Origin of the sequence: Hallerella sp. (assembly GCF_022776125.1) — a bacterium.
Taxonomy (GTDB): domain Bacteria; phylum Fibrobacterota; class Fibrobacteria; order Fibrobacterales; family Fibrobacteraceae; genus Hallerella; species Hallerella succinigenes.
In genome coordinates this window covers 1-12,049 of sequence record NZ_JALFIA010000028.1, presented here as the reverse complement: position 1 = coordinate 12,049, position 12,049 = coordinate 1, and the positions used below count along the sequence as shown (strand labels likewise).

Here is a 12,049-nt window from a genome sequence, read left to right as displayed (position 1 = left end):
ATGCGAATAATCCTGATGCTCTACATTGACATGTTTGACTTTTTTGAACATCCCACAAGGGACTGGGAACGCATGCTGCAGCATCCACCTTGCCCATCGTAGCGTCCAAATTTCTAGGGAGGGGGCTTGCAACGGCAAAATAAAAGTCTAGACCGCGTAAATTCTGGGGTCTAGACGTTTTGAAAATTTTCTCCGGACACTAATAATAAAATACAAAAGAGTTTATGGATGGAGTTGTTCCAAGGAGTCGAGCAGACTGTTTAAGCGTCTAGTCATTTGAATCGCTCCGACGGAACAGAGATGGTCGCGGTTTTGGGCATCCGCATCGGTGTAGTCGTGGTTCCCCATTTTATTTTCATCCATCAGCACAAAATTCGTATAGGTTTTCGAAAGGCTTTGGAGGCTGTCGATGAGTTCCGGAGCTTTGGAACGGCTAAGCCCGTAACGGCCAAAAGAGTTCGTTTCGACAAATTTGGGGCTCATCGGGAAAATCACACCGATGACGGTGATGTTCTTTTTGGAAGCGAGTGCAAGAATCGCTTCAAGCTCTTCCACATTGGCTTTGAAAAATTCCGGATTGTCTTCGTACCAAGTGACGATTTTATCGACGGAAGCTTCTTCTTCCCAGCCGTAGCACGCTTCATTCTTATAGCCTCGAGTTGGAATCAACCATTCGCGGTAGATGGAATTGCCTGGCGAATTTTCAGTATGTTCCGCAAGACCTGCCGGGTACCCGGATTTCCAAAATTCATGATTTTTGTCATAGACAAATCCGGGAGATTTCTTGTACGCTTTGTAAAAGTAGTTTTCGATTTCATTGGTCTTCTGTTTCCACCACATGTCGATGTCCAAAGAGACGACCAAATATTTAAGATTTGGCATGTGGTTCAAAGCATAATTTTCGAACAGGTAACGGGTTTCGTACAGAGAATTGGGAACGTTCGAAGCGTTGATGGCAAAATAAGCGGAGTCCAATTCTTTCGGAACAACGCCTGCATTGGAACGAGACGATCCAAGGATCAACACGTTCGCTGTATTGCGGTATTCCCAAAGCAGTTCCATTTTGTAACGCAAGATGACATCTACTGCTCCGCCTGCAGAAGTGTAATAAATTCCCGCACTGTCGCTATTCAAAAGTTCAGAAAATTTTTCCGTCCTTTTTGTCCAAAGGCAAGGATGCCACAGTTCTTCCCCTTCGACAATTTCAAAAACTTTGGCTCGACTTAGCCCGACGACGGCAATCTTTTGATGGGCGCCTGCATCATTGGCGAGCAACGCTATCGCCACGTTTGATGTAGAACCAGAAATCCATTCAGTATGGTCAAATGTATAGCCATCTGGAGCAGGAATCACCTGCGTCAAGTTTCCCGTACTGTCTGCGACCAAAAGGGCTTTGTGCGCATTGTAAGAGGTCTCTGCAAAGCTTTGACCGATAGAGCCCCCGAAATCGAGGAAAAGCGTTCGTTTAGTTCCATCATTTGCAAGCGAAGCGTTGCAAGCCTGTTCCCCACCGTACCAGACGGTGTCTTTTCCATTTCGATGAGCGCGGAGAAGGCGTGCGCCCGAAACGGCAAATTCCGATTCGGCGTCATAGCCGTCGTGGTAATTTCCGGAAAGAAGCTTTTCGGGAGTTCCAAACTTTCCATCGCTGAAAGGAACCTGCCACAGTGCATGGGCTTGGAATGTAGCGTCATCGGTATTGTTACCCGCATCGTCCACGTAGCGGATGACGGTATCGCCCGAGGCGAGAATGCCCCAACGCGGAATCGCCGCGCTTTCGACATCCAGCTTTACCAAATTCGAACCTGTTTCGTTCAAATCGCGCACATACAAGCTTGAGATTCCCGAAATCCCTTCCGGCTTTGTGCAAAAAGCAACTCGCTTTCCATCAGGAGAAATATCGGGATGGAAACTGTCGATGGTATCAGCGATTTCGATTGCGGAAAGGATTGCATTGGAATAATCGATGTAAACCAGATTTCCTGTTTCATCGTTTCGGAAAGCGAGCTTTGTATGGAAAGAACCTGTATAGGAACGCATTTCGCCGGCACTGGCAAGCACGCTGATGACAGAAGAAGAAACATTCCCCGTGGAACTCATCCAGGTCGGATTGGGAATTTTTCCAATCGCCAAACGGAAACCGACGTAATCCGCCGCTGTCGAAGAGGTAACTGTGTAAACATCGCCACGGCTGTAAAGGGTTGTCGCATTCGGAGCATCGCGGAAGCTGCCGCCTTTGATGATGCGTTCGCCAAGGGTTCCGCCATCAGGAGCGCCTGCAAAATTTGAAAGTGTCGTGTCTTTGAATTTTGAAAGCCAGTCGTTTACCCATTCGCTGACGTTTCCTGCCATGTCGCAGACCGACGCACTCGTATCGGACGAGCAGACCGTGTGAACCTTGTACTTGGAATTATTGGAATTCCAACCTTTGGAAGGATTCCAATTCTTGGAGGCTACAAGAGTCCATTCCGCTTCGGTGGGAAGCCGGTAGGCTTCGACATCGGTGCGGAAAATTAAATTTCCAAGCGAAAGGCAGTGATTATCGGCGTCAAATAAGGCTGTACTGTAAACGTATGCGGTGTCAAGACCTTCCGCCTTGCTCCTTTCGTTTGCAAAAAGAATGGCGTCATAATAGTTGACGTTGGTAACCGGCAACGAATCTCCCGCACATTCCATTTGCATTTTACTGTAAGTTTTGAACTCTTCGCAAGTGACTTCATGCTTGCCGATGGAAAAGTTGTAATCGAAGTCCACCTTCATCTGCGGACGTTCACTAGCGCGAGCGGTCGAATCTTGCGTGCCGAGAATGGTTTCTGAATTTTCGGCAAAGATAAACATCATCCCTTCGAGAGTCGGATCGGTATTATTCGAATACGTGGGATCATCGACTTTGTCACTGGTTGTATTTGGAGACGATTCCAAACAGCCTGCGAAAAAGAGGCCAAGCAAGGTAAAGAGAAAAATCTTCCAAACTTTCACTGGAATGTCTCCAACGTCCTTAATACGGAATCCAGTCGATCCGTCAATCGCTCTGCACCAGGAGTCGCCAGGTGATCAACACCATACGCCATGGCATCGGAATAATCATGATCGCCCATTTTGTTTTCGTCCATCAGAACGAAATTCGGATATTTTTTTTGCAGAGCATTTAAGCCTTCGATAATGGAAACTGCAACCGAACGCTGGGGACCGTAACGGCCAAAAGAACCCGTTTCTTTATACAAGGGAGACTGCGGAAAGATAATACCGACGACAGAAATTCCCCGAGCTTTTGTTAGAGTCAAGAAATTTTCCAACATCAACCATTGTGCGTCGATAATTTCAGGATGGATAGAAGCCCACATAGAATCCACATTGACTTCGGAAACTTCCCCCCAACCTTGAGGTTCCAAGGCGTTAAAACCTAATGTGTTCAGATAGGTATTTCGAATATTGGGTTCTGCGTAGGAGGATTGAACCATTTGGGGGAAATAGGACGGAGTTCCGTTTTTCCAATAGTGATGGTTTCTATCATAAACAGTGCCTGGGTATTTTTGGAATTGATTGAAATAAGCGTTTTCAGAAGCCTGCCAAATGTCGATATCCAAAGCGATGACAAGGGCTTTCAACTTGTGCGCATGATTCAATACGTAATTTTCCGCGATAAATAAGGTAAAAGAAAGCGTATTTCCGGGATGTCCCAAATTCACAGCAGCATAGGATGAGTCTAATTTTTGAGCGATAATTCCATCTTCCACACGTGAACTTCCCAAGCAGACCACTTCTAAAGAATCCGCCCGGTTCCAAAAAAGTTCCATCTTGACTCGCAAGAGCTGATAGACGTATTCATCTCCCTGAAAGACATAGACCCCAGCACTGTCCATGTCAAGGTCGATCTGCTGATCGGCTTCCATGGCGTCTATCCATAAATCCGGATGCCAAAGCTCTGTTCCGGAAGCCAGTTCCACAATGGACGAATCCAAAGTGTTGATCAAAACGATTTTAGAATGGGCTCCGTCGTTATCGGTAAGCGTCGCCACTGCATAATCCGGGCTGTTTTCCACCCATTCTGTATGATCAAACGTGTAATGTTCCGGAGCAGGAATCATCGCAGTCAAATTTCCGCGGGCATCAGATACCAAAAGTTTTTGATGTGGCAAATAAGCTTCTCCCGAAAATGCTTCCCCCGTAGAACTTCCAAAGTCGAGGAAAAGCACCTGTCGAGAGACTTCGGAAAGGGAGACGTTGCAAGCCTGTTCCCCGTCCAGCCAAACTTCTTCACGGCCATTTACCTTTGCCCGGAGAAGTCTCGCTCCGCTGACCGCCAACGTTCCGTCGTTCAGAACACCGCCGTTGTAAGAGCCTTCCAGGATTTTTGTCGGCGTTCCAAACGTTCCATTTGCAAAAGGAACGCTCCATGTCGAAGCTTGTTTCCATTCCACATCATTTGCATTATTTGCGGCACTTGTCACATAAACGATCTGCGTATCCGCGCCGAGAACTCGCCAACGCGGAATCGCCGCGCTTTCCACATCGAGCTTGACCAGGTTTGTTCCGGTTTCGTTCAAATCTCGTACATACAAACTGGAATTTCCGGAAATCCCTTCTGGCTTGGTGCAGAAAGCGATTTTAGAACCATCTGGAGAAATCACCGGATGGTAAACATCCAGCGTATCTACAATTTCAACCACCGTCGGATTGGAAGAGGCGAAGCGGATATATCCGAGGTTTCCCGTTTCATCATCGCGGAACGCCAAAACGGAATTCAAGGCTCCCAACTTTTTCTTTATTTCCGAGGCAGAAGTTTGTACTTGAACATTCCATTCCCAAGCAAGGCCGCCGCCTTCTTCCGGTTGCTGAATAAAATCCACAATGCCACGTACCAAACGGAATCCAACATAAGCGGCATGCATTGCAGGCGAAACCGTGTAAACATCGCCACGATTCTTTAATTGGATGTTGGCTGCCGCATTCCGGTAGCTTCCGCCTTTGACAACCACTTCACTCAAAGAATTGGCGTGAGAGGCTCCGGCGAAATTTTCAACAGATATATCCTTAGCGCTAGAAAGCCAGTCATTCGTCCATTCAAGGACATTGCCAGCCATGTCGCAGAGGCCATTCTTGTCTTTGGGAAGTTCGCAGACTTTGTGTTTTTCAAAATCGGAATTTTCAGAAGTCCAAGCATTTTTCGACGGATTCCAACCATTTTGGGCTGCATAAATCCATTCGGCTTCTGTCGGCAAGCGGTAGCCGTTCGCTTGGAAATCGGTAGTGAATTTTTCAAGGAAAATGATGTGTCCGTCCGAGGATCGGGAAAGCCCCTCGTAGCTGTAAACGGTATCGAGTTCCATCGCCTTGGACTTTTCGTTTGCAAAAAACACGGCGTCATAGAAAGAGACGTCGGTTACCGGATAATCCTTCTCGTCGGAATCAAAAGATGCGTTCAAAACTTGCGCATATTCACCGACAGTGACTTCGTGTACATCGATGTAAAAGTTATATGAAAAACGGGACGTGATATTCGCCGCCGTAATTTGAACCGAGTCCCCTTGCGAAACGATGCGTTGCATATCGTGATAGGAGGCAGACAATGTGTCTGCCGTCGAGGCTTCATTTGTACAAGAAATCAAGCCTGCCAAACAAACAGCGAGAATCCAAATCCAACGAAAAATCATCATATACAAGTTAGAATTTACATCCAGCTTTGGCATTTTTCAAAAAGCTTGCTTTATTTGTTTTTCCACAAATCGGGGTGCAAAATGTCGTTCCCAGAAGCCAAAACATGAACAGAAGAATCCCGAATGTCCAAAACGGCGATTTTTTCATGATAATCCGACGTTAATGCATCCATGACCAATATGCGGTGATGATCCCAGACCGCATAGACGCTATCTTGATAAACGCAAGTCCATTCTGGATTTTGTTCCAAGGCTTTCGCTAACGGAATCCACAGCGGAATGTAACGCACCGGAAGTAGCACTCGCTGAATGGAAAGTGAATCTGCAAACGAAAAAAATTCCTCCGGCTTTTCTGAGAATTTTAGATAGTTTGCAAGGAAAGTGGAATCCTTTAAAATGAAACGTCCATCGGCAAAAGTTTTTACGCCAGGCAGTTTCCATTCGATGTATCCGCCGGAGCGGTCATCGTTAAAAAGTCGAGACGACACAGACTGCGGATTTGAGCGCATAAATTCCACCGCTCCACTCGGAAGGCGTTCCGCAGAAATCGTTTTGAACGAACCGTTTTCAAAATAAGCGGGAAGGCTCCGTACGAAAGTCCCAACGACAAATGCGAAGCCCAAGACCGTAAAAATTTGGAGACTCGTCGAAAACATTTTTTTAGAAACGGAAAGGTTCTTTTCCAAGGCGCTCCGCAAAGAAAGAAGCTCACCCGAATGTGAAAGCACGATCGAGGCAAACGGGAAAAAGAAAAGCGTCAGATTACGCTCGGCTGTAGCCGCCAAAAACATTCCGATGACAAGCCATGCGATTTGAAAAGGCTTTGCCAAGTGGCGATGCCGTAAAATCGTAAAAGCCGAAATAAAAATGCCCACGAGCAAAGCGATCATCGCCGCCTGATTTTCTCCCTGTGCAAGCAAGGTTGTGGGAGCTCGGTTTTCTGCAATCTGCTGAGAAAAAATCTGCGAAGAAGCGTTACCGCCCACAAGACGGTTCAAAAGTTCCAGCGGATATAGCCACAGCAGAACGCCCTGCGTATGAGCTAGCGGCGTTAAAAGAAGCAGGACGAAAAAGATTCCGTTCCCCACTTTTCCAGAAAGGGAAAGGTCTTGAAAAGAAAAAGCAATCGCGCAAAAGGCAAGAACAAATCCCAACGGGAAAAGGCCCTGCATTCGCACCCAGATCCATTCCACAGCGATCAATACCACCGTCGAAAGGATCCACTTTGCCGAAATCCGTTTTTCCAGTTGCGGCAAAAGATTCCAAAAAATGCCAAGAAAAAGCATCGATAAAAGAATTGGTCGGCATTCAAACGCATAGCGGAATAAAAACGCAAAAGCGAAAAGCAACGCAAAATGCACAGGAAGTATTTTGCGTTTAACCGGAAGAATCCACAAAAAGGCGACAAGTCCCCACAGCAGAGCCTTCAACGCCACAAGCCCGAATGTTCCTGCAAAATGTTCTACACCATAAAGCGCGAGCTGAAAATACAGATGGACATTGATCCAAGGAGATTTCGACGCTGTCCAGCAAAAGGGATCATCCGTCGCAAGTCCATTTTCCAAGAAGTCCCTTGCGCTGGCCAAATGCCACCAAATATCGGTATCGGTCAGCGGAAAAAAAGCAAAGACCGTGACGCAGATCGCAAACAGAATTTTGGGCAATGCAATTTTCATCGAATGCGAACTTTTTCTCTAGGATCTACCTTTTCAATCGCTAAACGGCGATTTTTATCGATGCCCGGAAAGGCCGGGAAGAGTTCGCTCGCCATTTTGTACCAGCCGAGAGCCACTTCAGCATCTGTCGAAAGGTAATAGTTGCCCATATTAAAAGCGACTAAGCCCAAAAATTGTTTTTTATACAAAGGACGGAATTCATAACCAGACCATGAACCGTCTGCATATTTTTGACGGTATTCTTCATCCGAATAGCGATAACCTTCCCGGTTCGGTTCCATATTCGCACCGTTCACCCGAAAGAACATGTGCCCAGGAACGAGAATCGCATCGACACGCAGATTGCGCGCTTCACCCACCATCAAAGCGAGCCATGTTGCACTGACGCAGCCTGTTTTTCCAGTTTCTAAAGATCGACCCGCCAAAATCGAAGATGGAATGGATGCCGCACCTTCGCCAGCAAATTCAAGCTTCCAAAAATCCCACATGAGGGATTTCATCGCTTTGATCGTATCCTTAGTCGCATACAGAACGCTGTCGAAATAATACAAGCCATCGTTCCACATAGGATTGCGGTCAAAACACTGCGGTTCAAAACCGTCAAAAGTACATGCAGAGGCTATCAAAGAAATGTGTTGTCCGCGCTTCGGTGCAAATACAAACATCAAAGCGACAATCAGCATAACAAACAATGCAATGACAACCATCGATCGAAAAATGGATCTAGAGAACATCCCACTCCAATGGCGATTGCCAGAAATCGCGAAGAGTCATCATGTAAATGACCAAACGCTTTGTTTTCAAGGATTTTTTGTCTTTGACCATGCGATGGCGCACAAGCGGTCCACCGCCCCAACTGGTCACAACCTGAACATCCAAACCGGTTGCAAAAGCGAGAAGAGAGCCAGGACCACCCGACTTTCCGTCCACAGATTCAAAGACTCCGGTGAAGGAATCGCCCATCAAAAGAATGGGAGCGTTCTTTCCACCCACATAAGGTTTTCCGTTCTTGTAAATCTTTTTAACGTCGAGGGTTTCCGGGGCGAAAGCTCCCTGCTCGGCCTGTGGAAGCTGTTGAATCAAATCGCCTTCACGTAAAATGGTCGTGTCACGCATTTCAAGCGTTCCCGGTACCGCTCCGGAATTTTCATACCAGGCGTAAGTCGTCACCTTCATCGCGAGCTGTTCCATCGTCGCAAGGAGTCCTGGTGCGGCCCAGTGCGTATCAAACTTTTGAAACGAAAAATGCTCAGCATCGTCGCTCGCGCGAGCCGCCTGCAGCGCCGGGAAAACGTCCAGAACGTCCACGCCTGCCGCAAGAAGCTTCCGGATGATGTCTCGGCCCGCAATGTCCACGCAAAGCGTATCTGCTGTACCGGAGATCATTTTGTCTGCATAAAGAGCTTCCTTGGTGGGCATCGGCACGACCAGGAACTGAATTCCTAAACTGTCGAGATATGCCTTGAGTTCCAAAAGTCTCGGAAGCGGATTGTGCAAGGAATCCTGAGCGGTAAAATCCTTGGCGAGCAACGAGTTCGCATCACGGCGAAACCAGAGCATTCCATTTGCACTCCAAGCATTTTGGCCGGCGGGAAGCGAATCAAGAACATGGGAAAGCTTCGCCTTAAAGGCTTCGGTCTCTGGAGTTTCCGGACAAACGCCTTGCAGCTTTTCCAGTTCCTGCGTTCTCCAAGCGGAATTCGTGTCGAGGGCACGGGTGAATTCCTTTTCGGCTACGGCTGTATCCGCCGACTTCAAAGCGACCTTGCGGAATTGCGGAATGTCAAAAGCGACCCATATCGGCGTCCCCATCGGATTTCCACGCATCACGGCGAAAGGCTTTGCTCCGTTCCATTCCTTGCCCACTTCGTGAACTTCCATGTCGGTATTGAAGGTCGGATACCAGTAAGCGGCAAGCGTCTTAATCCAATCCTGAGCCATTTCCAGGTTCAAGCGCTGCGAAGTGTAACGCTTGAAAATATCGATTTCCGCTTGAGAAGGCTTCCGCTTAAGCCTTGCCCAAAACGCCTGCTTTCCTGTCCACTTTCGCGGAACGACCTGAACCCACCATGCGCCGTACTGCTTATTGGAGCCAAACAGATAGAGCTTTTCAATTTTTTGGAAATCGGCAAAGACGTTCGACTGCCCCCACTTGACGCTTTCCACACTGCGGAAGACTTGCGCAAGAGAATCCCCCGCCCCTTTTGCATAAAGGATCTTAGAGAACGGCTCCCAGGCGATCGGATTTAGAATTTGCGCAAATTCCGGTTCTTCGGCCACAAGCGAATCAAACATCGGAAACGGATAAGTGTCGAATTCTGCGGTCAAAGGTTTTGCATTTTCCGGAAGTTCCTGCTTGCCCGCTTCACGAATCGGATTCTGGTAATAAGCGGCAAAATCCAAAGCGGCAAGAGTCGGAAGGTCGATCGAATCCCAAACGGATACGTGGCGCAGTTCGCTATTTTTAGCCACGGAATCAATCGAAAAAGGAATGCCCATTTTTTTAACGATAACCGTCGGCTGCACACCTAAGTCGTGCAACATCACGGTTTCAGAATGCGACGCGCATCCTCCCCAAAAACTCAAAATCAAAATCAGATTGAAAACGTAAACGATAGCCCCATTTTTCATACAGAATAATATAGATAAAAGTGCTCTGTTTTCTAAATTTAAGAATATGAAATCACTCCGCATTGCAACATTACAAGGTAAATGGTTTAAAACAACCGAAGCGACAAACGCTTGGTATGTTTCCGAAGCTAAAAAATTGAAAGATTCGAAGCTCGACATCCTTGTTCTTCCGGAACTTTACCACACCCCGTATTTTCCGATCGAAGAAGGCGAAAAGGGCTTTGACTGGGCCATCGAAAAGAATGATGCCCTGGTGAGCGAATGGCAAACCATAGCCAAGGAGCTGAACGCCGTTGTCGTGTTCCCGTTCTTTGAAAAACGCGCCCGTGGAATCTATTACAACAGCGCCTATGTCTTTGAACGTGACGGAAGCATTGCGGGTCTCTATCGCAAGAGTCACATTCCTGACGATCCGGGCTTTTACGAAAAGTATTACTTTGCACCAGGCGACACGGGCTTTGAACCGATCCAGACTTCCGCTGGTAAAATCGGCGTTCTTATCTGTTGGGATCAGTGGTTCCCGGAAGCAGCCCGCATCAACGCGCTCAAGGGAGCAGATGTTCTGATTTACCCGACCGCCATCGGTTGGGACTGCAAGGAACCGGAATCCCTTTACGAGCGTCAAAAAGACAGCTGGATGACAGTGATGCGCGGTCATGCAATTGCGAACCGCCTTTTCGTCGTCGCAGCAAACCGCATCGGAACAGAAGACGACTTAACTTTCTGGGGACATTCCTTCGTGAGCGCTCCGGACGGATTCGTTATCGAAGATTTGAAATCGGACTTCCTCGGTGCATCCATCACGGAAATCGACCTTTCGGAAATTGAATTCAACCGTCGCTGGTGGCCGCATTTCCGCGACCGTCGCACCGACCTGTACAAAGACATTCTCAAAACCTGGGACACGCCATGACCTTGCACTACCCTGCCGAATGGGAAACCCAAAAATCCATCTGGCTTTCTTTTCCGCACAACTCACAGAACTGGCGTGGTAAAAATCGAGAAAAGATTTTCGCCTTCTACTTTGAACTGATCGAAATCTGCTCCCGTTTTCAGCCGGTGAACGTGCTTGTTCCGCTGGACTTTGTACTGCCGAAAGCCCAAAAGAAGATCTTTGCGAAAGCCAAGTTCAAGCCGAAGTTTATCAAACAAGAAACCGATGACGTCTGGATCCGTGACTACGGTCCGTTCTTCGTTTACAATGGAACGGGTAAAGAAAAAATTGTGAAGTTCCAGTTCAACGCCTGGGGCGCCAAGTTCCCGCCGTGGAGTAAAGACGAAAAGATTCCTTTCGCAATCGCTAAAAAGAAGAAGCTCGCCGTTAAGGAATACCCGTATATCTTTGAAGGTGGCGCCATCGAAGTGAATGACGATGGTCTCGGCATCACGACCCTACCCTGCCTCATCGGCAAGCATCGCAATTCCAAAAAGGATTTAAAGCACGTCGAAGACGCTCTGAAGGAAGCCCTAGGCCTTAAGGATTTGCTCGTTCTTCCGGAAGGCCTCGCCGGAGACCACACGGACGGTCACATCGACAATGCGGTCCGCTTTATCTCGAAAACGTGCGTCGCCATGGCTTGGGAAGAAGACCAGTCCAAAGTGAACTTTAAACCGCTTTTGCGCAACAAGACCATTCTCGAAACGTGGTTAAAGCGTCATTACGGCTCCAAGGCTCGCGTCGATATGGTCCAGATTCCGACGCAAAAAAAACTCGGGCGTGGTACGCTCCCAGCTTCTTATATGAACTTTATCTATTTGAACGGTGCGCTCGTGTATCCGAAGTACGAAGAAGAATTCGACAAAAAAGCCGAAGCTTACTTCAAGAAGGTTTACCCGAAGCGTGAAATCATCGGCATCGACGCCACGACGGTCATTCGTCAGGGCGGAAGCCTGCACTGCATCAGCAAGCAAGAAAACTGATTTTAGCCGAACAAGTCTAGAGATTCGCCGGGCGAAGGCATTCGTTCCGGCGTTTTTGTTTGCGCAGGGACTTCTTTTTTGACCGTTTTCGTCGGAGCGGAGTTTTCGACGGTCTTTACAACGGGTTTTGCGGCAGCCGGAGTTGCCGGTTTTGCAGTCTTTGCC

At 47.8% G+C, this 12,049-nt stretch carries 7 protein-coding genes; 2 read left to right on the top strand and 5 right to left on the bottom strand.

Annotated elements, in window-relative coordinates; genetic code table 11:
- Nucleotides 1-222: 222 nt before the first annotated feature.
- Genes MR847_RS04315 through MR847_RS04295 form a run of 5 tightly spaced genes read right to left on the bottom strand, consistent with a single transcriptional unit; the run spans nucleotide 223 to nucleotide 9,877 of the window.
- Nucleotides 223-2,979 (bottom strand): TIGR02171 family lipoprotein, encoded by a 2,757-nt coding sequence (locus MR847_RS04315; RefSeq protein ID WP_287723043.1) that lies wholly within the window; start codon nucleotides 2,977-2,979, stop codon nucleotides 223-225.
- Nucleotides 2,976-5,657 (bottom strand): TIGR02171 family lipoprotein, encoded by a 2,682-nt coding sequence (locus MR847_RS04310; RefSeq protein WP_287723042.1) that lies wholly within the window; start codon nucleotides 5,655-5,657, stop codon nucleotides 2,976-2,978. The genes MR847_RS04315 and MR847_RS04310 overlap by 4 nt, the downstream gene beginning before the upstream one ends.
- A 50-nt stretch (nucleotides 5,658-5,707) precedes the next feature.
- A complete protein-coding gene (locus MR847_RS04305; protein ID WP_287723041.1) occupies nucleotides 5,708-7,333 on the bottom strand; it encodes a hypothetical protein in 1,626 nt (541 codons plus the stop codon).
- Nucleotides 7,330-8,016, bottom strand: a complete 687-nt coding sequence (locus MR847_RS04300; protein ID WP_287723040.1) for a hypothetical protein — start codon at nucleotides 8,014-8,016, stop codon at nucleotides 7,330-7,332. The genes MR847_RS04305 and MR847_RS04300 overlap by 4 nt, the downstream gene beginning before the upstream one ends.
- Before the next feature lie 40 nt (nucleotides 8,017-8,056).
- Complete coding sequence (locus MR847_RS04295) at nucleotides 8,057-9,877, bottom strand: alginate O-acetyltransferase AlgX-related protein (RefSeq protein WP_287723039.1); 1,821 nt, start codon at nucleotides 9,875-9,877, stop codon at nucleotides 8,057-8,059.
- A 133-nt stretch (nucleotides 9,878-10,010) separates the two neighbouring features.
- On the opposite strand from MR847_RS04295, the gene MR847_RS04290 reads away from it, so the two are divergent.
- Nucleotides 10,011-10,877 carry a carbon-nitrogen hydrolase gene (locus MR847_RS04290; protein WP_100426612.1) on the top strand — a complete coding sequence of 289 codons (867 nt, stop codon included), beginning with the start codon at nucleotides 10,011-10,013 and terminating at the stop codon, nucleotides 10,875-10,877.
- Nucleotides 10,874-11,884 (top strand): agmatine deiminase family protein, encoded by a 1,011-nt coding sequence (locus MR847_RS04285; RefSeq protein ID WP_287723038.1) that lies wholly within the window; start codon nucleotides 10,874-10,876, stop codon nucleotides 11,882-11,884. The genes MR847_RS04290 and MR847_RS04285 overlap by 4 nt, the downstream gene beginning before the upstream one ends.
- Nucleotides 11,885-12,049: the final 165 nt, after the last annotated feature.

Excerpts from the sequence above, each read along its gene's own strand:
- MR847_RS04310 (WP_287723042.1), bottom strand. The coding sequence starts at position 5,657 with ATGATGATTTTTCGTTGGATTTGGATTCTCGCTGTTTGTTTGGCAGGC.
- MR847_RS04305 (WP_287723041.1), bottom strand. The coding sequence starts at position 7,333 with ATGAAAATTGCATTGCCCAAAATTCTGTTTGCGATCTGCGTCACGGTC.
- MR847_RS04300 (WP_287723040.1), bottom strand. The coding sequence starts at position 8,016 with ATGCTGATTGTCGCTTTGATGTTTGTATTTGCACCGAAGCGCGGACAA.
- MR847_RS04295 (WP_287723039.1), bottom strand. The coding sequence starts at position 9,877 with ATGTTGCACGACTTAGGTGTGCAGCCGACGGTTATCGTTAAAAAAATG.
- MR847_RS04290 (WP_100426612.1), top strand. The coding sequence starts at position 10,011 with ATGAAATCACTCCGCATTGCAACATTACAAGGTAAATGGTTTAAAACA.
- MR847_RS04285 (WP_287723038.1), top strand. The coding sequence starts at position 10,874 with ATGACCTTGCACTACCCTGCCGAATGGGAAACCCAAAAATCCATCTGG.